20 protein-coding genes are annotated in these 23938 nt (G+C 58.6%); 11 read left to right on the forward strand and 9 right to left on the reverse strand.

The window, feature by feature from the left end:
- Positions 1 to 324: 324 nt before the first annotated feature.
- The 3 genes from FXB41_RS24705 to FXB41_RS24715 form a co-directional block, all read right to left on the reverse strand.
- Complete coding sequence (locus FXB41_RS24705) at positions 325 to 816, reverse strand: GNAT family N-acetyltransferase (RefSeq protein WP_219683514.1); 492 nt, start codon at positions 814 to 816, stop codon at positions 325 to 327.
- A gap of 81 nt (positions 817 to 897) precedes the next feature.
- A complete protein-coding gene (locus FXB41_RS24710; protein WP_246649143.1) occupies positions 898 to 2088 on the reverse strand; it encodes a hypothetical protein in 1191 nt (396 codons plus the stop codon).
- Between the two features lie 20 nt (positions 2089 to 2108).
- Positions 2109 to 3584 (reverse strand): coproporphyrinogen-III oxidase family protein, encoded by a 1476-nt coding sequence (locus FXB41_RS24715; RefSeq protein WP_219683515.1) that lies wholly within the window; start codon positions 3582 to 3584, stop codon positions 2109 to 2111.
- A 998-nt stretch (positions 3585 to 4582) separates the two neighbouring features.
- Between FXB41_RS24715 and FXB41_RS42020 the strand changes: the two genes are divergently transcribed.
- The 3 genes from FXB41_RS42020 to FXB41_RS24725 all read left to right on the forward strand — a co-directional run bounded on the left by FXB41_RS42020 (position 4583) and on the right by FXB41_RS24725 (position 5660).
- Entirely contained in the window at positions 4583 to 4876 is a 294-nt protein-coding gene (locus FXB41_RS42020; RefSeq protein WP_376707509.1) for a DinB/UmuC family translesion DNA polymerase, read from the forward strand.
- 87 nt (positions 4877 to 4963) lie between these two features.
- Positions 4964 to 5158, forward strand: coding sequence for a hypothetical protein (locus FXB41_RS24720; RefSeq protein WP_007596423.1), 195 nt, complete (start codon positions 4964 to 4966; stop codon positions 5156 to 5158).
- Between the two features lie 16 nt (positions 5159 to 5174).
- Positions 5175 to 5660, forward strand: a complete 486-nt coding sequence (locus FXB41_RS24725; RefSeq protein WP_219683516.1) for a hypothetical protein — start codon at positions 5175 to 5177, stop codon at positions 5658 to 5660.
- 609 nt (positions 5661 to 6269) lie between these two features.
- On the opposite strand, the gene FXB41_RS24730 is transcribed toward FXB41_RS24725, so the two are convergent.
- The gene (locus FXB41_RS24730; protein ID WP_007596419.1) at positions 6270 to 6956 is read right to left on the reverse strand and encodes an HAD family hydrolase; all 687 of its coding nucleotides are present in this window, start codon (positions 6954 to 6956) and stop codon (positions 6270 to 6272) included.
- Positions 6957 to 8582: 1626 nt separating this feature from the next.
- Between FXB41_RS24730 and FXB41_RS24735 the strand changes: the two genes are divergently transcribed.
- The gene (locus FXB41_RS24735) at positions 8583 to 8744 is read left to right on the forward strand and encodes a hypothetical protein (RefSeq protein ID WP_157158605.1); all 162 of its coding nucleotides are present in this window, start codon (positions 8583 to 8585) and stop codon (positions 8742 to 8744) included.
- A gap of 1156 nt (positions 8745 to 9900) precedes the next feature.
- Here FXB41_RS24735 and FXB41_RS24740 read toward each other — a convergent pair.
- Entirely contained in the window at positions 9901 to 11184 is a 1284-nt protein-coding gene (locus FXB41_RS24740; protein ID WP_007614421.1) for an NAD(P)/FAD-dependent oxidoreductase, read from the reverse strand.
- A 357-nt stretch (positions 11185 to 11541) separates the two neighbouring features.
- Between FXB41_RS24740 and ybgC the strand changes: the two genes are divergently transcribed.
- A complete protein-coding gene (gene ybgC, locus FXB41_RS24745; protein WP_007596415.1) occupies positions 11542 to 11985 on the forward strand; it encodes a tol-pal system-associated acyl-CoA thioesterase in 444 nt (147 codons plus the stop codon).
- Between the two features lie 125 nt (positions 11986 to 12110).
- The gene (locus FXB41_RS24750) at positions 12111 to 12392 is read left to right on the forward strand and encodes a hypothetical protein (RefSeq protein ID WP_085348290.1); all 282 of its coding nucleotides are present in this window, start codon (positions 12111 to 12113) and stop codon (positions 12390 to 12392) included.
- Between the two features lie 4 nt (positions 12393 to 12396).
- Here the strand turns inward: FXB41_RS24750 and FXB41_RS24755 are convergent, their stop codons facing one another.
- Positions 12397 to 12600: a hypothetical protein gene (locus FXB41_RS24755; protein WP_219683517.1), complete on the reverse strand. Its 204-nt coding sequence runs from the start codon at positions 12598 to 12600 to the stop codon at positions 12397 to 12399.
- An 849-nt stretch (positions 12601 to 13449) separates the two neighbouring features.
- On the opposite strand from FXB41_RS24755, the gene FXB41_RS24760 reads away from it, so the two are divergent.
- Together FXB41_RS24760 and sbmA are read left to right on the forward strand one after the other, a co-directional pair.
- The gene (locus FXB41_RS24760; protein WP_035993548.1) at positions 13450 to 14193 is read left to right on the forward strand and encodes an outer membrane protein; all 744 of its coding nucleotides are present in this window, start codon (positions 13450 to 13452) and stop codon (positions 14191 to 14193) included.
- A 164-nt stretch (positions 14194 to 14357) separates the two neighbouring features.
- Positions 14358 to 15569 carry a peptide antibiotic transporter SbmA gene (gene sbmA / locus FXB41_RS24765; RefSeq protein WP_219683518.1) on the forward strand — a complete coding sequence of 404 codons (1212 nt, stop codon included), beginning with the start codon at positions 14358 to 14360 and terminating at the stop codon, positions 15567 to 15569.
- A 2552-nt stretch (positions 15570 to 18121) separates the two neighbouring features.
- On the opposite strand, the gene FXB41_RS24770 is transcribed toward sbmA, so the two are convergent.
- Positions 18122 to 18856, reverse strand: coding sequence for an outer membrane protein (locus FXB41_RS24770; RefSeq protein ID WP_007614406.1), 735 nt, complete (start codon positions 18854 to 18856; stop codon positions 18122 to 18124).
- A 1215-nt stretch (positions 18857 to 20071) separates the two neighbouring features.
- Between FXB41_RS24770 and FXB41_RS24775 the strand changes: the two genes are divergently transcribed.
- Together FXB41_RS24775 and FXB41_RS24780 are read left to right on the forward strand one after the other, a co-directional pair.
- Positions 20072 to 20476, forward strand: a complete 405-nt coding sequence (locus tag FXB41_RS24775; RefSeq protein WP_246649144.1) for a YbgC/FadM family acyl-CoA thioesterase — start codon at positions 20072 to 20074, stop codon at positions 20474 to 20476.
- A gap of 77 nt (positions 20477 to 20553) precedes the next feature.
- Entirely contained in the window at positions 20554 to 21021 is a 468-nt protein-coding gene (locus FXB41_RS24780; protein ID WP_007596408.1) for a nuclear transport factor 2 family protein, read from the forward strand.
- 110 nt (positions 21022 to 21131) lie between these two features.
- Here FXB41_RS24780 and FXB41_RS24785 read toward each other — a convergent pair whose 3' ends face one another.
- Positions 21132 to 21851: a type 1 glutamine amidotransferase gene (locus FXB41_RS24785; RefSeq protein WP_007596407.1), complete on the reverse strand. Its 720-nt coding sequence runs from the start codon at positions 21849 to 21851 to the stop codon at positions 21132 to 21134.
- Positions 21852 to 21868: 17 nt separating this feature from the next.
- Positions 21869 to 22801, reverse strand: coding sequence for a LysR family transcriptional regulator (locus FXB41_RS24790; protein WP_007596406.1), 933 nt, complete (start codon positions 22799 to 22801; stop codon positions 21869 to 21871).
- A 151-nt stretch (positions 22802 to 22952) separates the two neighbouring features.
- Between FXB41_RS24790 and FXB41_RS24795 the strand changes: the two genes are divergently transcribed.
- Positions 22953 to 23909: an N-carbamoyl-D-amino-acid hydrolase gene (locus FXB41_RS24795; RefSeq protein WP_007596405.1), complete on the forward strand. Its 957-nt coding sequence runs from the start codon at positions 22953 to 22955 to the stop codon at positions 23907 to 23909.
- Positions 23910 to 23938: the final 29 nt, after the last annotated feature.

The following is a 23938-nucleotide window of genomic DNA, read 5'->3' on the forward strand; positions in this document are numbered from 1 at the left end:
CACATATGAGTCAGAGCCAATTTTGGACGCCGATCCCCCGGCTTAGGGGGGCAATATTGCAGGCCGAATGACACTCGGATGCCGATAAGTCGCGGGCGCACCGCTCCAGCTCTCTTTTGAGCTCAACGCTGGTTCAGGCGGTCGTGAGTTTGGGCGTGCGTTCGAGGGCTGTCGGTCGCGAAATCTTTTACGTCCTCGTCAGCTACAGTGACACGATTCATTCCGGCCGCAGATCTCGCGGGACTCTTGAAGGGAGTCTTCGCCGGTGTGACGGTTTTATCTGAGCGGTCCGTAGAGCTTCATTCGAATATCCGCATCATTTGCTCATGTGGGGTCGTCCTGGCCAATGAGCCGCTTCTCGTAAAAGATCACTGCATATCCGTGCAACGTCCCTTCCTTGCGGCGAACATAGCCAGCGGTCTCGTAAAGTCTCTGAGCCCCTGCTTGGATCGTTGTTGTGTCGAGCATTATCCACTTGAAACCGAGAGCAACAGCCCGCGACTCCAATTCACGAAGAACCCTCCTTCCAAGCCCTCGTCGCTGAAAGTCGGGATCGACCCGAATACGTTTAACTTCTGCGACATCGTCATCAACACGTTTCAGCCCACCCATGGCAGCGAGTTGGGGACCAATATGGGCAACTACGAAGTCTCCGCCCGACCCGATGTATACTGCGCCGATATTGCGTAAATCATCCTCCCAGGTTCCTTCCGGGCCACACACACCAACATGCTGCGATGCGCTTCTGTGCAGATGCCATACACCATCGCCATCCCCGGACTCGAACCGACGAACGATCAGTTCGTCTTGAGACATCGATTATCACCTCTCGACGGGCGTCGAACACCTGCGCCTGTGGCATCGTTTCTGTTTAGCCAAGCAGGGACCACCGTCAGCTTACCGACCCGCCTCTGTCAACAGTCGCTGAGAAAGGACGGCCTCAACATTCTCCGATACCTCAACTCCGACGATTGGACGACCCGGCTCGACAGTATATTTTAACGCCGTACTTCGGTGCTTCAGGGTAAACCGATCCAGTGCACAAATGCAGGACGCGCGCAGCCTTCCGATTTCGCCGCCGTGATGCTCCATTATTGGCGAAATCGTCGCAAGCCTGGGAAACTCCGCTTTCCCTTCTAGCCAGCCCGGCTTGATCGGTGCACTCCCGTTGTCGGACGAGAGCCAGCGGAATACCTCGTGAATGCACTTCTGCGGATAATATTCGGAAAGCCGATATAGATCACGATAGAATTGCGGTTTCTGGTGGAAGAGTTCTTCACCGAGTAGTAGCACCGACACTGCCACCATGCGAGCCGAGAAGCGGCCGCTTGGACCAAGCGTATTCTTGTAAGGATTCTTTCCGTAAAACACACGAAATTGGCCAAATAGGTCCGGTGACATATGTTCATAAAAGCGCGTCAGAATATAGTTTGCTGACTCAAGGCGCGCCAAGCATAGCGCAAGACATTGCCCCGCATCCACCTCGGCCGCATCACGCAAGTCAAGGAGAGCGTCCATCGCTGACTGCAATTCGCTCTCGATGATCTGATGGCCTAAGCAAAAATCTCGTTCCTCGACCCCGGCCGCGCCAAGGCAGTATACGCGTGGATCGTTCTGCAACGGATTCGTAAGGATCATATCTTCATAGGAGAGGACCTCAATGCCGGGTTGCCGGTCACAGCTTGATCGCGCAAGGCGGCTCAGTGCCTCTCCCACCGTCAGCTCGGCGTCCAGGGGGTGAAGGCCGGCAAACGCAGACATCTGATAAGCACAATTTACGAGATATTGGATGTCTGTCTTGGCGATCTCGAAGTCGGGTTGCGGAAGACTTTGCAGCAACGCATCGTAGTCACTCGCGGCGATCATCGCGTTGACGCTGCGTCCAAGCGCCTTAACCGCTTCATCTGGTCGTTCACTGCATTTGATTTCCGCAATGCAGTGCGGCAGTTCATCGGTGACAAAATTGCTGACCAGCCCAAGCGGGCGTTCTCGCTGCCGCCGATCAATACTATCGCCCAGATGCAAAAATATATCGTGCCCTTCGCAAGGCGAGCTTTGCGGAGTGGAAACGGAAAAAGGAGTGACCATAAACGAGCCCGCCCGCGGCTTCATCGAAATGCAACTTGCATTTCGGTACTTGATCCGTATCGAGCGGCCGGTGAGTAATCATGCTTTTCGAGCAGATCAGTTCGTTTGTCTGCTATCCTACTGTCGTTATACGCGACCTTCTCAAGTATATTGTTCGAGAAGAATAGCAGCGATACCGCGCCCGAATTGATGGTGCCGGCGGCAGTTAACGAAAGCAGGCCATTATTTGAAATGCTGATGAGACCTGCCTCATTCAACTTTTCTAGCTCGCGTCCAAAGCATTTCTCAATCGACACCCCAAACTCCCGCTCGAAGCGGGAGAGCGACACTCCACTGCTTCGCAGGGCAAACATTACTGTTCTGCGCATGAGATCATCTTGCGACAGGACAACACCCTTCCACACTGGCTTCTCGCCAGCCTCGACCCTATATAGGTAACGATCTAAATCTGCCTCGTTATAGAACTGGCACTGGCTCATGTAGCCAAATCCGGCAACCCCAAACGGAACCAGATTATTGTCGTTCCAGGAATCGTATTTGCGGCGCTGTTGAACCGAGTGTGGCTGCGACTGCTTACTCCAGTAGAAAATCGGCCCGTGACGATAGCCCAGTGTCGTGAGGATGTGCTCGGCCATAAAATGCATGATAATGCGCTCCTTAGCCCCGGCGAATTGATATCGTCCCTGAGCCAAATGGCGGGCCACGGGGTCTGTAGATTTGAACATCAAGGGGAATACATTGAACTTCTCTATCCCCAAATCTAGTAAGCCGATGAGTGAGTCGTACCAGCTACGGAGCGTTTGCTGCGGCAATCCATACATGAGGTCGAGCGAGAGATTCTCAACGCCCATCTCATTCAGCAATCTTACGAGTTGTACTACCTCGTCCACGCGGTGTCCGCGGTTTAGTATGCGTAAAATGCTCGGATCTAGACTCTGAACGCCCAATACAAAGCGGTTTACGCCGGATCTGAGCAGTGTCGATATGCGATCTGCAGCATCCACTTGCTTTGCAAGAGAGGGATGTAATTCGAAGCTCACCTCCGACTTAGACAGATCAAAGCGCCGGCCAATCATACCAAATAGCGTTTTGAGTTGACTGTTGGTCAGGAACGAGGGGGTACCGCCTCCGAAGAAAGCAGTCTCAACAGCTCTGTCAGCCAGTGCCGCGTCCGACCAACTCATCTCTTTATCTAAGGCCGCCAGATAGCGCTCCACTCGCTCGGGAGATGGATGGATTTCTTTGGCGAAGTGGCAAAAGGTGCAATGCTGATCACAGAAGGGGACGTGAAAGTAGAGATCAATTGACGGCGTAACCTGAAGCAACAAGTTTTCGGCATCTAGATCGCCCATTGCCTTGAGAGGCGGATATGTGCCGACGAGATAATCGTTGTGCGTGTCAAGGTGCAAATTCCGTGACCTCAACATGTCGAGGTTAATGTCGTAGGATCGGTCGATCGCGAATTCCAAGGCTTCGGAATAGGTCGGGGCGCGCATTTTGTTGAACTCCTCTAGCTTTCGTGTGAAGCAAGGGGCGATGGCACCTCCGTCCCTCGCTTCACATTCCGCTCTTCAGCTCGGGCTCGATACCGTAGCCATGCGTTTCGATAAAAGGCGCGGGGTTGTCGGCTCCCCCTCGAGGTAACCACCGTAGATCAGAACACGGGCCGCCATCCGCTCGGCTACACGCGAGGGTCGATTATGGTTCGGCGAGGAAGACAGATGCCGTGGCCCACGCGAATGCCCCCTCGGGCGTTGCTAAACGGCACCGAGGAAGACTTCAGGCGCAGAGGGTGCGAATACTCCCCGAGAAAATGGTGCTCGACCTCGGAGATAGCGGCACCCGCGGGGCAACGCGGCAAAGCTTTAAGCCGGACCGTAGGCAACAGCGCAATGTCCATGGCATTTTCGATCAATCGAGCAAGTTTCATTCGAACTCCTGGGCCCGCGACAGCAAGGCCGTCATGGTCGTACAGAATCTTTGCGGTGTCCCAGCAATCCACGTGCCACCAAAGCCACTTGCGAGCCTCGCTTGAAGAGGGCAAAACCATGTTCTTCGGCGCCAGCGGCGGGATACTCGCGCCTCAGTGTCTGGTCCCCGACATTAACGTCTTCAGCCGGACACGGCTGAACACGACAAACGCCGAATGTTGAATGATGATGGAGGCCTCTCATGTTCAATCGCGAACATCTGCTCCACGACGAGCTTACGACCGAGTCGCTCGGCTGTTGGAGGCAGCGTCGCTGCACGTGACGGATATGCAAATGAATTCGTGACATTGTTGCGGCGCGGGGTGGCCACGTAGAAAGTCCGCTTGCTACCATCGGGGAGCGTTCAAGTCCGACGCCGGTGTGAGGAGACTGACATTTGCTGTGCGATTTCCAGTCCGTTGCGGGCGGTTGCACGCGGCGCCGCGTCGTCAAGATCACCGGCATCGCCTTGACTGGGTGTCGACACCCCGGCATCCCCCGTTGTCAGGAAGGCGCAGCCGCTCATCGAGAAGGTCTGGAGGCACTGCGAGGACAAAGGTTCGCGGGGCCGGACGGTTAAACTGAGGGGCAGGTTCAACGATCTCGAGATCATCACGCGGAGCAGGACCGGACGCGTCGCGATTTCGAGCCGCTGCGAGCTCGAAACTTGTCGCTCGTCTTCCTTCAAACGAGATACCCGCTCCAAAGCCGATCCGCCTTCTTGTCTTCACGCCAGGGCGAACCGTAGGCCGAGCTGCAGCTCGGCCTACCAATTTGAGTCCGCATCGATCAGAATCAAGACCGCGGTACATCAGTAGAGCGCGAGCCCTCGTGCGCAACGCGGCAGAGTTTACCTCAACTGCGGGAATCCCAAGGTCGAAAGACTTACGGTAGGATAGGCGTCCATGTTTGAACACCCCACGACCGCTCTATCGCAAGCGGTACTTGACGAGGTCTGCCAGACGCTTCCGCGCAAGGGGAGCGGCGCTGGTTTGGCCTCCGAGATCGTCGAAGCCGCAAAGACCGACGAAACAACGCCGAAGCTGCTGCGGCATATAGGGCGTAAAGCCCTGGCCCGAGCGTCGATCATGTGGCGTTGATCGGGCGAGGTGCGGAGTGAACTTCCAGGTCACAGTCTTGAAGATCCTGGTGAGTTACCCCCAAGGATTTGCCGTGATGGCGGACCTCAAGCGGGACATGGCAATCCTCGCGACCAGCGGCCCGGAATGGGCCGAGCGCACCAAACGGCTGGCCGCGCGCGTTCCCGGGCTGGACATTTTTTCGGACGGCCTCGTTGAGCGCCAAAACGGCGGTTGGAGAATCACGGTGAGAGGGCGAGTTGTGCTCGAGACCATGGAGGCGCGCCGAGGCCAAGACGAGCCGACGGAGAAGGTCCCAGTCGAAACGGCCGGGCCGGTGCCATCGGTGCCCAGCCCTCGGAACGAGCGAACCGCTGACGCGAGCGCTTCCAGCGTCGCCGCGAAGCCCGCGAACGCGCGCGAGCGCATGCATCTTGAGGAGCAGCCGCCGAGTTCTCCCAGCGGCTCAGAAAGTCAGGTCGTTGACTCGCCTGTGGCGCACACGAACAGGTCCCCTGGGTAGGGGGTGTGGGAGCGAATTGGACTATGTCCGCCAGCAGCGGCGAAGCGCATCTCCATCCGGCAGCGCGACCCGCGCGTCAAACCGAACCGGTGCCTTTGGCGTACCGTGCGGCACGAGCGCTGGTGCTGTTACGGTTGCGGAGTTCCGGATGCCCAACTGGCCCCGTCAGCGTCCAACCATGACCCCGGCCTACTGCTGATTTCGTCCAGACCAGTACTGACTTGCGATGGAATAGCTGGGGTCAGCGTTCGACGCACGGGGTGAAGTTGCTCTCCGATTCTACAATGTGACGCTTGCCAACACGCTCGACTATCTGGGATCGCTGAGGTCGTAAGAGCGGCAATGTGTGGGTGAGAGATGGGTTATTGTTCGATCTGGCATCGTCAAGCCTCGAGCAGTCCACCGGTGACGACTACAGGCGCCTGGAATGCCGCGAGTGCGGCAGGTACCCGATTACGGGTTCGGTATTGCAGATGCTGGACTCGCGACTGAGTTGAGCCATGCGACGCGTACGATGTCGAAGGCGGAGTTCGAATCGCCGAGATAAACTCGTTCAACATGGACGACATGATCAAGGTTTTACAGACGCTGTGCGGTGATCTTCGCCGATCATGATTTGTGCATTCCAAAAAAACCGTAGCTTCGTAAGATTGGCAACAGCTCATGAAGGTTGTTAATCGTGTAGTCTGGATGCGCCGCTTGCAGGCGCGCCTCGGAAACAAATCCCCCGGTAATGGCTATACTTATCAGTCCGAGATTCCGTGCAATATCCGTTTCGATCGGCATATCGCCGATGATGAAAGTTGACGCTGGTTTCAAGTTGTTCTTCTGCATGTATAGACGAAGTCGCTCTCCTTTGCTTGTCGATTTGTATTGCGTGTCGCGGCTTTCGAACGCGAGCACATCGTCGATGCAGTCATTGATTCCAAGTCTTCTCAATTGGTAGCGCAGAGGGTCGACTATATGGTTGCTCACGATGATGGACGAAGCCCCTTCTCGGCGCGCCAACTCCAAGACTCTGCGCGCGCCCTCGCGTAGATCGGCTCTGCCCGCAAGAGCCTCATAGGCGTCGTGAAACATTGCACTCCCATCGCGATCCACCGTCGCAAGCTCGTCTCGCGATAGTCCGAGGCTGCGATAAAGAAGAGACAGCGGAACGTCGCAATGTTCCCGAAGCGTCTTCATGTCGATCGTTGTACGACCAAAGCGATCTAGAATTGCATTGGTGGTTTCGAGCAGTGCGTATGCATCATCGAGCAACGTTCCATTCCAATCGAAGACGAGAACCGGTTTCATGATCTGACCTTAAGCATAGATTCCGTGCGGGTGCCACCGTCGTTCGCCACGTATAGTAGCACCGAACTACTACGGCATGGGCATCGACACACTAGATGAGTTGAAATGCTGGCGAGAATGGAGATGATTGACGCCCGCGATCAATCGAGCAAGTTTCATTTGGACTCCTGGGCCGGCGACTGCGAGGCCGTCATGATCGTACGGGCTCTTTTCGGTGTCCCAGCAATCCACGTGCCACCAAAGCCATTTGCTAGCCCCGCTTGAAGAGGGCAAAACCATGTTCTTCGGCTCAGGCGACGGAATACTCGCGCGTTAGTGTCTGGTCTCCGACATTAACGTCTTCAGCCGGATACGGCTGAACACGACAACGCGAAATGTTGAGTATGAAGGAGGCGCCATTCGCAAGTGTTCGCGGGCGGCGCTCCATGGAGACGGGGCCTTTGCGCTGAAGACGCTCCGGTTGGCATGGGGAAGTCGGGCTTCGGCAGGCGACTGCCTGAGCAACACGCGATTTGAGGACCGCGAAGCGATCTTTCGTGGCGAGCACTCGCGGTCCTTGGCAGACTCGAGCTTCGCTGAATGCGCCTCAGGTCCGCTCATCATCCGGCTTGGGGACGCGGCCCTTGCCATCGCACTTATGTCAACGGTTACATCCAACGCACGGGCAGGGCGAAGAGGCTAAAGCCCTCGCACAATTCCCGCCAGAATATCTGCCCGCTTAAGACATTTTCGACCGTAGCAGCGCAGAAGCTGCATCGCGTGTCGCGCACGTTACGTCATCTAAAAGCGCACGTTCCTGCGACCTACGGTGATCGCGAATCGCTTCGCAAGATTAGGTGGCCGACAGTTGACGAAAGCAACAGGGGCTCAGACAGAAGAAGTTGAGCTGCTGCAAGAACACGCAAGACTTAGAAATATGATCTAACCTGGGCATCTCCCTGCCGGGTTAACTTTGTAACTGGCCGCCCGGCAGCGCTCCTGGCAGCCTTATTGTGTTCCGGCTTGTGGACCGTGGAGGATGGTGCGCGTCAAGACTTCGACCCGTTCGGCAATTTGGCGAATTCGCCTCGCCACGTCCTCGACTGCGGTCATGTCCACCGGCTGCGTGCAGGAAATTGAGCTCATCTTCGCGTTAAGGTCCCTCAGCTCAGCCTTGCAGCGATCTAACTCCGCGTTGAGCATCGTAACTTCATTCATCGCCGTTGCCCGTATTGCCGTTGCTTCCGAGAAGATGTTTGTTCGGAGCATGCACCTGATTGCAATCTTTGTCGCGCTCGCGTGGTTCCACATGGGTAGGGCATCTCGAAAGGCACAGAACGGCCAACCCAAACACAGACCGGGTCGTTCACGCGCACAGCTGCAAATGGAGTCCCCATACCCAATTTATATAAAGGAATGAATTTCAATGGCACGCGCATGCGTTCCTCTCAGGAAAGCCCGGGCGACCGGCCGCACTCGCAAGAATCCAAAACGATTTTCGGGCCGCAAAGAGCCAAACGGCTTGGGTCCGTTAGGCGAACCGCCGAAATGCTTAGGCAAACCGCACGAGCGCGAGGCGCGGCGAACGCTGTCTGATGACCTTCGATGGTTCAACCCGGAGCCACCGGACGCTAGTGGCAATGGCAAGTGGGCTGGTTGCGCGGCAAATCGGAGGCGAAGACGTTTGCGAAAGCTCTGAATCTTCTCAGAATGATGCTGAATTCCATTGGCGGCTCGCTGTCCGATGCATCGAAAGTAATGATGCCGGAAGTGGAAGATGCTGAAGACCCGGCCGCGAAATACTTCTAGCTCATTCTCAAGTACTCTCGCCTGAATGGGCATCTCCAAACAAGAGTGTAGAAGCCCGGCTGAACCGGACTTCCGCTGTTGTCGGTCGCTCACTTCGGATTGTGATCTGCCCATACGATCAGACGCCATCAAATGGTGCTTGTGCTGACGTATGCGCATGATTGCTTTGCGGAGGCAATGTGTGGCCTGCTGCAATTCCGATTTCGCGATGACAGCCCGTGCATCGGTAGAGAGCGGCAAAGGGAGCCGCGACTCCCGGCCCCTGATCCTGATCGAAACAGTCGCTGCTAGATTGCGGTAGGTAGTTGGCGTTCTTATAGGTAGCCATTCGACTTCTGTCACTAGAGTAAAGCCGGACTTGACCTCTCGGGGCTTACCGAATGTAATGCTGTTGCTGCTAACATCGGCGTTTGGCCCGCAGTCCGCAGCGTTGCGCGGGCAATCGGGGCCGCCAGTCGCAAGCTGGCGGTTCTCCCCGATTCGTTACGAGCAGTGGAACACGTTTCCCGGCGTGCAACCGCAAATAGCGGAACCTTATGCCGGCTATTCACAGCTTCCTGTGGACAACCTCATTATTCGGAAGAGATTTCGCCGCGCACCGCATGCGCTCGGCGCATGGATTAATTATGACACCCCAACAGAAAGCCGCGCTGGCATCTAGCACTACGATGCCGGGATAAAGCAGGGAGGCGAAGTTGCCCTGTCCATCATAAGGGAGTTTCCAGACGGGTTCAGCGAAACGAAATGACGCAGAACTCGCCTCACAGGCTGGCGCTTCCCTTTCGACCGCCGTGACGGCAACTCATGAGCGCTTCCAGTTTGGGGTGGGCCTTCGCGCTGGTGTCTCGCGATATCGAGAAACCCTTTTAAAGTGCGGCTTCGGTCACTGCCGGCTTTTGCGTTGAGCGCGTCTTCATCGAGCGATCCGTCGGGGAGATGATCCGCCTCCACGGTGCGGACTGGCATTCGGCGGAGAACCGACAGCTCGAGTCATGAACGTCACCCGTCGCAAGCTCGTCGTTTTCACCATCCGATTGTCTACCCGAGGTATGCTAAGTTCCATGACGGCGCCCTTGAACACATCATAACAACATCACGAGGACCGGCATGCTTCGAGCGAGGGCAGCTTGTGAAGCCAACCGGGTTGCTGGGGTGATCAGAACCAGGAATCCATCAGGTGAACAAGCTGGGAGCCCGCCGTATAAAACGCCTCCTGCGCTGCACGAAAGCGCTGGGCTTCAACGGCGGTGACCGGCAACGGCAGGTCGTTCTCCGCGATCTGCCCCAATACATACGAAGCCAAAACACTGCCAAACACAGTGCCTGGTGCGATTCCGCGGCCGTTATAGCCACTGAAACCGATGACTTTGCGGTCCAGCTTGTGAAGCCGGGGCAAGTTGTCGGAGGTCATTCCAATCATGCCAAACCAGCCGGTTTCAAACTGGACGCCCCGAAGTCCTGGAAAAAGCTTGTGCAACGATCTTTGGGCCCAAGCGCGGTGAATAGATCGCCCAATCCCCTCAAGCGCACCAACACTGCCAAACACGAGTCGCCCGGAGCGATCGAGACGAAACGAAGAGAGGACTTCTCGAGTGTCCCACACACCCTGCCGCTCAGGCAGGATCGACTTTCTCAGATCATCGGGCAGACATGGCGTGCCAAAGTTGAAATAGGGCAGTTGAATCTGTTCCTGCCGTACCTCAGACCAAAGTCCCTTGCTATAAGCATCCGTCGCGACGACCACCCAGTCGGCCTCTACAGATCCGCTTTCGGTGCCGACTCTCCAGCGGAAACCATTCTGTTGCGCCATGACGGCCTCACTATGCGTAAATATCCTGGCTCCCATCGCAAGCGCGGCCCGCGCTAACCCTCGCACATAAGCCAATGGCTGTATGGTGCCGGCGCGCTTATCGAGCAGCGCGCCGGTGTAGTCGCCACCGCCTACTTTGCTGCGTGTTGCCTCCGCATTTAGCACCAGGACGGGCGCTCCACGCTTCTGCCACTGTTCGGCACGGGCCTCAACCTCCTCCAAGCCCTTACGTCCGACCGCACAATGCAAGGTGCCGGCACGTTCGACTTCACATTCGATGTGGTGCTTTTCGATGAGCTCGAATACCGTCTGCGGTCCGCGGCCGAGCTGTTCAAGTAACCGTTCTCCAAAAGGCGCGCGGAGCGCGGCCGGAAGCGACTCAGGCATGAGCCACATGCCCGCATTCACGAGTCCGACGTTCCGCCCGGACCCGCCGAATCCTATTTCAGACGCCTCCAAAAGCGCAACACGCGCTCCACCTTCAGCTAGATGAAGGGCCGCCGACAGCCCGGTATATCCACCGCCAATCACGACGATATCCGCTGCAATTTCATCAGTAAGTGGAGCAGTTTGTGGCGCTGGTGGCGCAGTCAGCACCCACAGTCCGTGTGATCGTCGATTGTTTCGCATCCGCCAATCCTCTTACAAGTAGCTTCTTGATCGACCCAAGCTCCAGCAGCCATCGTGAATACCGCTAAGTTCTGGCGGACCTCTCTAGTATCCAAGCGGACCTCCCTAGTATCCAACACTGACGTGCCAGCGCCACACCGGCAGGCAAATCGCAGGCCAAAAGGGCAGTTCGTCATCACCCCGAAGATCAGGCCGAGCTACTAAGTTGTTGATCTGTTGAGGGCACGCGCAGCACCCACGCGGCGGTGCGCCGGAGCTCCGACTGCGCGAACAAAGCCAAAGCCCCTCGGCGCTTGCTCTGGAACGCGCCTTTGTGCGAGACAATGGGTCCCAAAAGGGCAGCAAGGGGACCACACCGTGAGAGCCTCTCTTGATGGCGAAATTCGCGACGGCCGCCATCATATGCAGATCCGGGTCTATTTCGAAGATACCGATTCCGGCCAGATTGTTTATCACGCAAATTTCTTGCGCTTCATGGAACGCGGCAGAACGAACTACTTGCGCCTGCTCGGAACGAATCAGCAAGCATTACTCAAAGAAGCCAAGAACGATGCGCCCGGTGTTGCCTTCGTTGTGCGCTCGATGACGATCGATTTTCTAAAACCGGCGGTCTTGGATGACATTCTTGACGTCGTCACAGTCCCGCAAGAGGTGAGGGGCGCGTCGATTGCCTTGCTGCAGGAATGCAGGCGTGGCGACGATCTCCTGGTCACAGCACGTGTACGGGTAGCGTTTATCTCAGCTGGAAAGGCGCAGCGCATCCCGAAGTCGCTGCGGCTCGCTATGGAAGGGCATAGATAAATCTGCCGCCTCATTCACGCGTTTGCCTTGCAGCGCTCCAACGAATTCAAGTCATCATGGCGGCGTAAGTTAAAGCAAATGGGCTGCGGCAAACCCGGGGTGGCTCAATTGCACAGTCCAGCCGAATGAATCAGAAGCCGGCGAAGAACGAAAATAAATCGGACTTCGTCGGCCGCTTTGGTCACAGCGACCACAGCGAAACCCACGTCAAGGATGACGGGCCGATTGGCGACTGGCGCGGCTATCCCGGCGGCGCTGCCGTGGCGAACTTGCGCGATCGCATTTCGCGGCTCTTCTCAAATGGCGGCACCGTCTCCATTGCCCCATGCTCCATCTGGCTGACGGCAGCGAGGCGGATGGTTTCCGAGCTGCGCGCCAACGCTCGGTGCTCTTGCCACTCCGGATAAAAAATCATGGAAGAGGGCGGAACCGAGCGCGATCATTTTCGACGAGATGGTCAAGACGGTCCAGGAGCCGGCCCAATCGAAGGCGGCCGGCGGCCTCGTCCTTGGGTCTGAAAACATCAAAGGCACGTTTGTCGGATTCATTAGAAGGTACAATCTTTATGTTGTTTTCTGGAATGCGGATCAGCACGATCGAGCGATCGTCATTCACCGTCGCTCAAAGAGGATGGATATCGTCGCGGAAATGCCGCTTACGTTCGAGACCGCGCATCGGCTAGCGCTCTTTATGCCGCGTGCCGTGCCGACAACAACATTGCGCCGGATGCGCCGCCAATCGAATGAAGGGCCGCGCGGCCATTTTCGAAGTTGGTCCGGGCCTCCAATAGGCAAAACTGTTTCGTGGGGCGCCCACTTTATGTCAGCGAGTGCCATGATATCAGAATGGCAACCGGTGGCCTGTGGGCTGCCATACCTTACTTCACCGCTTGAACGCGCGAGGATAGTGCCGTGGCTAATGACGTAGAGCTTCTGATCTCGTATTTCGCGCTTTCGGGGCACGTTTACCCGCTGGGGGCCTGCTGAGGTCACTCCATTCCAATTCAAAGGCAGGGTCGAAGGGGCAGCGCGCGCGGGGTTCAACGGGTTCGGTCTTCACTACGAAGACACGATGGTCGCGCAAAGCAAGATTGGTTTTGCGGAAATGAGACGACAATGGCATCAAATATCTGAAGATTGAATTTCTGCTCGATTGGTACAGGACTGACGAGAAGCGAATGGAATCCGACAAATTCCGTCAGCAAACTGCTCGATGTCTCCGCCGAACTTGGAATGCGGGATATCAAGGTGGGCCCGGGATTCCAAGAAACGCATGCCGATGTGGCGCTCCGCCCATGGTGGCCTCCGTAAGGGGACACTTGGGAATGATCTGCAACGCAGAACCTAACGCAGCGTCCGGTTCACGCATTTCTTTCGGCACGAATGTTGTGACGCAGCTACAGCAATTCGCGCGCACGTTGTTAAGACGCATGAGGCTCGGGGCACTCAAGACATGAGAGTAGAAATGAAGAACTTCTTGCTTACGACTGTGAGCATTGTGGCGCTTGGCGCAATTGCGTCCGCATCCGGTGCAGACCTGGCTGCGCAGCCCGTCCAACCTCTCTACTCCAAAGCTCCGCCGCCTGTCGCGGCTGCAATTTACGACTGGAGCGGCCTCTACGTCGGTGTGAACGGCGGCTTGGGCTCAAGCTCGAATTGCTGGGACTACAATGGTCGCACCCCTGAGGGCTGTCATGATGCGACCGGCATTACCGTCGGCGGGCAGATCGGCTATCGATGGCAGATCGGCCAGATCGTGCTGGGCGTTGAAGGTCAGGGGAACTGGGCTGATCTGAGCGGATCCAACGTCAGCATTGCGTTCGGCGATGTCGACCAGAGCAAGATTGGTGCGTTCGGTACGATGACTGGGCAGATCGGTTATGCGCTCGACACCGTACTGTTTTACGCCAAGGGCGGCGTCGCAGTGGCGAGCAACACGTATCTAGTCAACTCCGCAGTCACGGGCGCGCAGTTCGCGGGCGCTGATAGCAGCCCTTGGGGTGCTACTGTGGGCGCCGGGATCGAAGTCGGTTTCGCGCCGAACTGGTCGGTAAGCGTCGAGTACGACCACTTGTTCATGCGGGATGCCGACGTGAACTTTGTCGTGGCTGCTGGTTCGCTGGGCGGCGACCGCATCCGCCAGGATTTCGATCTTGTGACTGCGCGGCTCAACTATAAGTTCGGCGGCCCGATTCTGCTCAAATATTGATCTGAAGTCGGACTGGTGAATCGAAGGCCCCGGCTAGACCGGGGCCTTTCAGGCATCGCGCGTGCGACGCGACTGGCGGGTGACCGGAAGTCAGGAACAGTTAGCGAAACCGCGGCGAGTTCATCTTCTGAGCTGAAGTTCTAAGTCGATAAAGGACAGCGAGCATGTTCGTTTCATTCTTCTCTCGACCAAAGTTGTTCTTTGCGTCGTCAAGTCTTTGGACGGCGTTGGCGATGGCGTTTTGGTATGTATTTGCCGGCAATCTCTTTCCAGCCCCGGAGAAGCCGGTCGGGCTTGCGACGTTCTGGTCGGCCTCGGCGCTGTGGTTTGATCTCTATTTTGCGCTGACCGTTACGGCGTTCGCGGCGGCATGGATGTTATTTGCCCCGCATCCCTGGGCGACGTGGTCCATTCTTGGTTCGGCGCTGATCCTGTTCACCTCTTACTTTCAGGTCCAGGTCTCGGTCGCGATCAACAGCTGGTGTGGACCGTTCTATGACATGATCCAGGCTACGCTTTCGAAGTCGGCGCCGGTCACGGTCGAGCAGTTCTACAGCGAGTTGTCGACCTTTGCCGGCATAGCGCTCGTGGCCGTCGTGGTCGGCGTGATGACGCGATTCTTCGTCAGCCACTACATCTTCCGCTGGCGCACGGCGATGAACGATTTTTATGTCGCCAACTGGCCGCGGCTGCGCACGATCGAAGGCGCCTCCCAGCGGATTCAGGAAGACACCATGCGCTTTGCCAGCACCATGGAAGGTCTAGGCGTCAATCTCATCAGCGCGGTGCTGACACTGGTGGCCTTCCTGCCGGTTCTGGTGAGGTTGTCCAGTAACGTCACCGAGCTGCCTCTGTTCGGCTCGATTTCCTATCCGCTGGTGTTCGCCGCGGTCATCTGGTCGATCCTGGGCACCGGCGTTCTCGCGCTTATTGGCATCCGCCTGCCCGGAATTGAATTTTTCAACCAACGGGTTGAAGCGGCCTATCGCAAGGAGCTCGTGCTCGGCGAGGATGATACGGCGCGTGCCAATGCGCCGACATTGAGCGTACTGTTTAGAGACATTCGCAGGAATTACTTCCGGCTCTATGTGAACTTCATGTACTTCAATATCGGCCGGATCGTCTATCTGCAGACTGACGTCATCTTTCCTTATCTGCTGCTTGCGCCCACAATCATCGCGGGCAGGATCACCCTCGGCGCGATGAACCAGATCCTCAACGCGTTCAAGCAAGTGCGAACCTCGTTTCAGTACCTCGTCAACTCCTGGAGCACGATCGTCGAACTGATCTCGATTTATCAGCGCCTGCGGAGCTTTGAGGCAAAGATCCACGGTGGGCTACTGCCGTCGATCGAGATAAGGAAGCAAGCCACATGATTCCTATAGCTGTAGGGAGTTGACGGACACCTGACCTTCCGTTCCGCGTCAATCGGTCGCAACGCTGCTGAATTGCTTAAGTTGTGAGAAGGGGCACTCGAGAGAATGGCGCTCGGCGTGGAGGAACTTAGCAGCTGCATATCGGAACCCCCGTGACGTGTTGTTGTGGATGACGGCTAGCGCGCTGTTGCAGCGCGCGGACTGAGGCAAAGGGGCGGCGGATGGCTGTAGGGGCCATTACAGCCGCCGCGGGTAAGCTACAAAGCAGCCGCGTCGCGTTCGACCTCCGGTCGACCCAGCGGGTTCATGACACCGAAGACTTGCTCCGAGAAAACAGCCATGAATCTGATTTTCTCCTGGAAATGGGTTCTCAGAGTCCACACCGCCTAGTTCTACAAATAAGTACCACCGTGTCGTAAGTTCGACAGTGTGAGTCAGACACGCCTCAACGGTGTTGTCCCGCGAGCAATCATAATTGTGTCACACATGGTACCGGACAGTGACTGACTAGCCAGAACGACCATGCGGGATGCTTCAAACTTGATCCGCTCCATGGAATACGGTGCTAAACAGGGGGGTAGGCATTATGTGGGGCGGCGAGCCCTGGTGACCGCCGGATGTGTTGGTGTCCATTCTGGTTCTGGCGGAACGGTAATCGAGCCCAGTGGCACCCAAGCACGTTCTAGCGTCACTGGATCGCGCAGCTGGGCGAAAGTTTCGGTGCGAATATCGAGCCACTCGAACCAGCGATCCTGGACGGCGACAAGCTGGGCTGGCCGGAGCACGCCGAAATTATCTCGAAGAGAAATTCTTGTCACCGTAAGCTCAACTGTGAACCGTGCCAGAAGAGTTCAAGATGATGTTGCGTCGTGTTTCAACTACCAGAACCGGGATTTGACAACTCTGAGCCTGCGGACCAATCCGTTTCCGCCGAGCCGGAGCTCTGGCCGTGAACATGACCGCCAGATTGAGCAGCGTGGATTCACAAGCGTGGCTCGCCGACTATAGCAACCGCGCCGCACATCCGGCTCAAAAGGCGCGACGAGCTCCTAAGCTGGAATTGGCGCGATCGGAAACAAGCAATCCACTAAGGCTGCCCAATTCACGGCTCGGCGATCCTCACCAAATGCTTTACGAACTTTTTTTGATAGCGTCAGCAAGCGTCGACTTGAAAACCAAAGGACCTATCCGCAGGATGCTTTCTTAAGCCGTCATGCATCCAGAATGAGCGGAGCACGAACTGTCACATTACCGAAACCTAGCTCTTGTACTAAGGCTCGGCCGTCTCCCTTATTCCTCCCGCTCCCTGGAGCGAAGAAGGTTTATTCCGCACGGCTTTCCGGGGGCCACCGGCCAGGCGGGCCGGAGCCGAGGTCGGCCAGATCTCCGTTGTTTTTGGATTAGCGCCATGACACCGAAAACCAAACTATGCGCTTTGTTGCGAGGTGTTCTGGACGATGCGATCGGGATGGTGCCCGAAGCAAACCGGACGTCTTCGTTGAAGGCGTGCCTCGCCGAAAAGGTATTAGCTCTGGCCGCAAAAGGTCACTTGGATCCAACTGTCTTGACGCGTCTCGCGCTACGGAGTCTGCAGGAATCCTGTTGTGGTTGCTACGGGTGCGAACTGCAGAACCCCTTCGAGGTGTGAAGGACCGAGAATGAACTCCAAACCTATTCCCCGCGCTCCGGCGTGGCTGACCGCCTGGGTTTCGGCGGGTTGCAAGGCGACGCGAGATTAGAGGTCTGCCCGGCCATGGAGCTTGCGCCCGGCAGCGATGCCATCTGAGCGCGAGGGTTATGGCGTCCTGGCCGGAGAAACTCGGGTCAGTCCTGCTGTGGATGCCGCCTTGCTTCATCATGAGGTCGCCCGTGTCCGCGGCTGTCACTGACGTCATTGCGCCCCGCCCGCGGCATAGATGATTTCTCCTCGGTCCGCATCGGCGCTTGGCGCGCGATGTCGGCGATGTCGGAGGGCAGGTGCTCGCCTGCTCGGTTGCCGCTCGTAGCCGAAGCAGGCGAGGCCGAGTGATCCGAAAGATCGGACGGGCCGGTGAGATGCTGGAAAGCCGAGCTGCCTATCGTCCGGGTTCGCGACAGACGCGGATGAGCCGATCTATTATGTCCTCAACGCTTGCAGGCGGATCTTGCCGTGGCCGCCTCAGCGGAGGCAGCTGTGTTCGACGATCTCGTCTGCCTCGATTGCGACGGCGATGCGCCGCTTACCCTGGCAAGGCGGCAGCCGCAAGCTAAGCAGTATCATTCCCGCGGGATCGACGCAGGTTCCGAGCTCGTCGCCCTTGCGACTACCCTGTCCACGATTACGGCCGACTTTCGGTGTCGAATGTGCTCCAGCGCTGAGCCGGCGGTTCCCCGCCAAGTGCTGCCGAGCTTGCCGTCCGGAGAAGGAGGGATCGCAGGCCAGCGAAAGGCGAAGGGCCGGGATCGCGCGCTTGAATCTCACGTCGGAATTGCCTGAATGGCCGGGCTCTGAGCGGGCCATGCTTTCCTTCAAATGGCCCCGGCTAGGCCGGGGCCATCGACACAAGTACGGATCAATATTTCAGGAGAATCGGACCGCCAAACTTATAGTTGACCCGTACCGTGATAAGGTCGAGACCCTCGCGGATGCGATCGGCCCCACCAATGTTCCCGCTGAATTTCGCCGTGCGGGGCTGGAAGAACAGGTGGTCGTACTCGAAGCCCACCGTCCAGTTCGGTGCGAGGCCGTGCTCGAATCCGACCCCCAACACACCGCCCCAAAGAACGTCACTTTTCCTACTGGCTCCTGCCACGGTCGAGCTGATCTGATGGATGTTGCTCGTGACTGCGGCGCCGCCTTTGCCGTAAAGTACGTTGTTCCCGAAGGCATAACCAATCTGCCCCGTCATGAGACCGAACGCGTCAATCTTAGTCTGGTTGGTAGTATCGGAAAACGCGATGCTGTGATTGGACCCGGTCAAATCAGCCCAGTTGCCCTGGCCCTCAACACCCAGCACGATCTGGCCCATCTGCCATCGATAGCCGATCTGGAGGCCCACGCTACCGCCTGTCGGATGATGACAGCCCTCGGGCGTGCTGCCAAGGTACTCCCAACAACTCTCGCCTGAGCTCAGACCACCGTTCACGCCGAAATAGTAAGCACTCCAATCGTAGATTGCAGCCGCGACAGGTCCTGGAGCGGTGGTGTAGAGAGGCCTGATGGGTTGCGCAGGCAGATCAGCACTGAATGCGGGGGCCACCGCAGCAAGCGCCACCGTACTGACTGTCATAAGCAACAAGTTCTTCATTTCTATTCCCATGTCTTGAGTGCCCCCGAGCCGGCTGCGTCTTAACAACGTGCACGCAAATTGCTGTAACTGCATCGCAACATTGGCGCTGGAAGAAATGCGTGAATCAAACGCCGCGTCAGGTTGCGGCGTTGCAGATATCTCCAACTCCTTGACATGCCCCTTCGCTTGCGAGCGTAGATCAGCGCGGTGTCCTGCCTCTTGCGCACCCGACAGCTTGACGGCATCGCTCCACGTCGCGACGTAGTAGCGTGGTAGGTCGACGGGGCGCCCGGTAAGTGCGTGTTCCAGCCGTTCGTGATCACGAAGTCCAAGCCATCGTGATCGCCCATTCCAGAGCATCGTGATCACCGTTTCCAGCCGATCGTGATCGCTATTTCAGCGATTGCGATCGGGGGTAACCAGGAGGCGCGCACCGCTGACAGTCTGCAACCCAGCTACCTTGGTCTTTTGCCTAACTCCGACTGCTTCAGCTATGCGAACGCTACAAGCAATGGGCCGGCCCCCTCAAGCCCATCCTGTCCCCAGGTCCATGTCGCCGGCGAGAAGCTGTTCGTCGACTATTCCGGCCAGGCCATGGAGCTGGGTTGACGGAGTACGATACACGCCAGTCCTGCTCCGGCTCCGCGGACGAAACCGTCAATGCAGGAGCGATCGGTTGGGCTTTCGGTCAGGGGCGGCGCCGACGGAGCAACGAACCCGGAAACTCTCACGCAAATAACCGCACACGTTCTTAATGTGGGTCAGTGGTGTGAGGTCCGCGATAGGATCTCCCGAAATCAGGCTCATAAGTGCCGCGGTTTCGCCCATGGCACAAGTACGGGTCTAATTAGGTTGTGGGCGCGTCCGCTCCGCGGACGGGACTCTATGAGCCAGCTTGCCGAGCCATGCTGTCTCGGCCCTTCGGATCACGATGCCTCGCGCAAGCCATAAAGTGCTCCTCGCCGGGGGCACTCGGAAAACGGGCTCGCCTGTGGCGAGCGTTATCGCGGCCCCGTTCCCGCGTACCGCTCAAACACCGGTGTTGTCGCTGCACTCGTCCCGCATGCCCCTTCGGGCCGCTATGCTCGCGGCCGGGCTGACATTTCTCTCGAGGCGAGCTAGGTGAACACTGAAGCTGATCCCGAAGGCGCTGCGGCTCGCCATGAAAGGGACGTAGAAAAATCTGCGCTTGTTCACGCTATCGCCCTCCAGCGCCCCAACGAAATCAAGAAGTTGGTATTCTGTTGCGATATCGTCAAACCAGAGTTTTCCGGCATCGTCTATCACGCCAACTATTTGCGCTTCATGGAGCGCGGACGGACCAATCATCTGCGGCTGATGGGCGCCGAGCAGCAGGCATTGTTCGAGCAGGCCGAGGCGGAAGACACAAGCTTCGCCTTCGTGGTGCGCTCGATGCATCTGGATTTCCTCAAGCCTGCCCGGATGGACGACGTGCTCGATGTCGTGACTTGGCCGGTCGCGGTAAAGGGCGCCTCGATCATGCTGGCGCAGGAGGTGCGGCGCGGGGAAAACGTGCTGGTCAAAGCCGAGGTACGCGTCGCCTTCATCAGCGGCGGCCGCGCCCAGCCGATCCCGAAATCGATCCGCGCCTTGATGAAGGCTGATCTGATTTCGTGATCGGGCGATAGCGGGCGGCCCCTCGACTCCCCCGCGCGCGGCGATAGATTGCACTCCCGCCAACCGATGAGGTCCTCATGTCGCGCCCGCCGCTTCCGCCCTTTACCCGTGAGACCGCAGCGCAAAAGGCCCGCATGGCCGAGGATGCCTGGAATTCGCGCGACCCGGTGCGCGTCTCGCTCGCCTATACCGAGGACAGCCGCTGGCGCAATCGCTCCGAAATGTTTCAGGGGCGTGAAGCCATCGTCGCATTCCTCACCCGCAAATGGGAGAAGGAGCACGACTACCGCCTGATCAAGGACCTCTGGGCGTTCGACGAAAACCGCATCGCCGTGCGCTTCCAGTACGAATGGCACGATGCGAGCGGCCAGTGGTATCGCTCCTACGGCAACGAGCAGTGGGAGTTCGACGAGCACGGCCTGATGCGGCGGCGCGAAGCGTCGATCAACGACGTGGTGATTACGGAGAAGGACCGGCGGTTTCACTGGCCGGCACCGGGGCCGAGGCCGGCGGATGTGGCGGGGTTGGGAACCGATCCGTTCTGAGATTTCAAGCCTCATGGTGAGGAGCCGCGAAGCGGCGTCTCGAACCATGCGGGCCCCCGTTGCTGTAGCGGGGCCTCGATCCTTCGAGACGCGCGCAAATGGCGCGCTCCTCAGGATGAGGAGATGGGCCTGCGCGCCAGAAATCTCGTAATCGCCCCACCAAGCTTGGCGTGGTCCATCGGCTCCGCCAGCGACTCCTTCGCCGTGGCAACGACGGCGTCCGGCGCCTTGCCGTCGCGCAGCTCGCAGCACACTTGCGCAAACTCCACGTCGAACTCCGGATGCGGCTGCACGGTGAGCGTCGCGCCGTTGGCGTAGAGCAGGCCGGCGTGCGGGGTGAATTCGGAGGAGAGGATCGTCAGCGCATCGTTGGGCGGCTCGATCACTTGGTCCTGATGCGAGCAGGCGATGGCGACCGCTTCGCCGTCGACGACGCCGTTGTCCGGCAGCACCTGATAGACGTGCCGGCCGATGCCCCAGCCCTTCTCCGACTTGCGTACGGTGCCGCCGAGCGCCTGCGCGATCAGCTGATGACCGAAGCAGATGCCGACCATCGGTGTCCTGCTGGCGTAGGCCGTGCGCACGAAATCTTCCAGCGGCGCGATCCAGTCGAGCCCGTCATAGACGCCGGCGGCGGCGCCGGTGATCAGCACCGCCTCCAAATTGCGCGGATCGGGCAGCGCATCGCCGCTCGGGATGCTAACGATGTCGATCGTGGCTGTCGGATCCTCAGCGCGGACCATGCGCTTGAACATGTCGGGGAACGAACCGTGGCGCTCGCGATATTTCTGTGGGACCTGCCCGGTCTCGATGATAGTGATGCGTGCCATGCGCCCTCTGGTAAAGCTCAAGCTTGGTCGCTTTCTGACCCATGTTGCTGGTGTGGCGCTGTGCGCTCCAGCAGCACACTCTCTTTCCGGACCTCGTTGAGAAACGCCTTGGCCAGGCGCGACAGCGGCTCGGCTTCCGACCATAGCATATAGGCCACCGCGTGCGTCGTCGGCGCGAACGGCCGCACGACGAGGCCGGTCCCGCCGTTCTGCCGCGGCGAGAAGGGATCGACCACGGCGGCGCCGACGCCGGCGGCGGCGAGCACGCAGGCCGTGTTGCAGTAGCGCACCTCGACGGTCGGCTGGAACGGCGCGCCGGCGCGTGCGAAACTGTCGCGCACGGCCTCACCAAGCCGCGTGCCGCGCTCGAGCCCGATGAAGGGCAGGCCGGACAGGTCCGCGGCCGAGATCACGGGCCGGTCGGAGAGCGGGTGCTGCGGCGGCAGCACGCACACCATCTCGCCGGTGTGCACCACCTCATGGGCTATGCCCGGATGATGTGTCAGCCCGAGCGCGAAACCGAGCTCGGCGACGCGGTTGAGCACGCCTTCGATGATGCCCTCATAGCGCCGCACGTCGAAGAACACCCGCGTCTCCGGGCGGCGGCGCAGGAAGGCTGACAGTGCCGAAGGGATGATGCTGTAGGCGAGCGGCGGCGTCGCGACCAGCGCGAGATGCCCGGAGCGGTTCTCGCGCAGATCGCGCACGCGGTTCTCGAGCTTTGCGTGCAGCGCGAAGATCGCCTCGCTCTCCTTGTAGAGCGCCATCGCTTCCGTGGTCGGAAACAGCCGGTTGTTGACGCGTTCGAACAGCGCAAAACCCGCCTGCGCCTCCATCGTCTTCAGCGCGTTGCTGACGGCGGGCTGCGACAGCGCCAGTTCGTCAGCGGCCGCAACCGTGGTGCGGTGGCGGATGACGGCGCGGAGAATCTCGAGCTGACGCAGGTTCATATCACTGCCGATTATACTCTGGGCCAAAACATCATAGCAGAACGAATTGATTTTGCAGCCCCGCTTCCGCGTAATGGCAGCGGATTTGCACGTCGCATCAAAGGGTTCATCCGCCCATTGAGGCGGCACTGCGCACAGATTGGAGGCAATCTTGGTTCGTGTCCTTCGCGCCGCCGCCGCACAGATGGGGCCGACGCAAAAAGCCGATACACGCGAGCATACGCTGTCGCGGATGCTCGCGCTGCTGGAGGAGGCGGCCGGCCGCGGCGCCAGCCTCGTGGTGTTTCCCGAGCTTGCCTTCACGACCTTCTTTCCGCGCTGGCTGCTCGAAGGCGAGGCGCTCGACCATTATTTCGAACGCGGCATGCCGAACCCGAACGTCGCCGCCTTGTTCGACCGTGCGCGTGCGCTGCGCGTCGGCTTCTATGTCGGCTATGCCGAGCTGACGCCGGATGGACGGCGCTACAATTGCGCCATCCTGGTTGACCGCGATGGCGAGCTGCTCGGCCGCTATCGCAAGGTGCATCTGCCGGGCTCGGTCGAGCCGCGACAAGGTGCGCGCTACCAGCAGCTCGAGAAACGCTATTTCGAATATGGCGATCTCGGCTTTCCGGCCTTCCGCTCCGGCTCGGCCTGGGCCCACGCCATCATGGGCATGATGATCTGCAACGATCGCCGCTGGCCGGAATCCTGGCGCGTGCTTGGCCTGCAGGGCGTCGAGCTCGTCTGCATCGGCTACAATTCGGCGGCCTATGATCCCAATGGCGGCAGCACGGAAGATGCCTCCTTGCGGACCTTCCACTCTACGCTGGTAACGCAGGCCAACGCCTACATGAACGCAACCTGGGCGATCTCGGTGGCGAAGGCGGGCGAGGAGGACGGCTCCGGGCTGATCGGCGGCTCCTGCATCGTCGATCCCAATGGCCGCATCGTGGCGCAGGCCGCAACGCTGACTGACGAGGTGATCGTCGCCGACATCGATCTCGACCTCTGCCGCCAGGGCAAGGACAAGATGTTCAACTTCGCCGCGCACCGGCGGCCGGAGCAATACAGGGTAATCACCGAACGCGCCGGCGTCATCGAACCCGCGGTTCTCGACGCGGACTGACAGGATGTTCCAACAACGTTGGCAAAGGA

The organism is Bradyrhizobium canariense (assembly GCF_019402665.1).
In the GTDB taxonomy this organism is placed as follows: Bacteria; Pseudomonadota; Alphaproteobacteria; order Rhizobiales; family Xanthobacteraceae; genus Bradyrhizobium; species Bradyrhizobium canariense.

Bases quoted from the DNA above. Each gene is read 5' to 3' on its own strand.
- FXB41_RS24705 (WP_219683514.1), bottom strand. From the start codon at position 816: ATGTCTCAAGACGAACTGATCGTTCGTCGGTTCGAGTCCGGGGATGGC.
- FXB41_RS24710 (WP_246649143.1), bottom strand. From the start codon at position 2,088: ATGGTCACTCCTTTTTCCGTTTCCACTCCGCAAAGCTCGCCTTGCGAA.
- FXB41_RS24715 (WP_219683515.1), bottom strand. From the start codon at position 3,584: ATGCGCGCCCCGACCTATTCCGAAGCCTTGGAATTCGCGATCGACCGA.
- FXB41_RS24720 (WP_007596423.1), top strand. From the start codon at position 4,964: ATGTTTGAACACCCCACGACCGCTCTATCGCAAGCGGTACTTGACGAG.
- FXB41_RS24730 (WP_007596419.1), bottom strand. From the start codon at position 6,956: ATGAAACCGGTTCTCGTCTTCGATTGGAATGGAACGTTGCTCGATGAT.
- FXB41_RS24740 (WP_007614421.1), bottom strand. From the start codon at position 11,184: ATGCGAAACAATCGACGATCACACGGACTGTGGGTGCTGACTGCGCCA.
- FXB41_RS24750 (WP_085348290.1), top strand. From the start codon at position 12,111: ATGAATCAGAAGCCGGCGAAGAACGAAAATAAATCGGACTTCGTCGGC.
- FXB41_RS24760 (WP_035993548.1), top strand. From the start codon at position 13,450: ATGAAGAACTTCTTGCTTACGACTGTGAGCATTGTGGCGCTTGGCGCA.
- sbmA (WP_219683518.1), top strand. From the start codon at position 14,358: ATGTTCGTTTCATTCTTCTCTCGACCAAAGTTGTTCTTTGCGTCGTCA.
- FXB41_RS24770 (WP_007614406.1), bottom strand. From the start codon at position 18,856: ATGAAGAACTTGTTGCTTATGACAGTCAGTACGGTGGCGCTTGCTGCG.
- FXB41_RS24780 (WP_007596408.1), top strand. From the start codon at position 20,554: ATGTCGCGCCCGCCGCTTCCGCCCTTTACCCGTGAGACCGCAGCGCAA.
- FXB41_RS24785 (WP_007596407.1), bottom strand. From the start codon at position 21,851: ATGGCACGCATCACTATCATCGAGACCGGGCAGGTCCCACAGAAATAT.
- FXB41_RS24790 (WP_007596406.1), bottom strand. From the start codon at position 22,801: ATGAACCTGCGTCAGCTCGAGATTCTCCGCGCCGTCATCCGCCACCGC.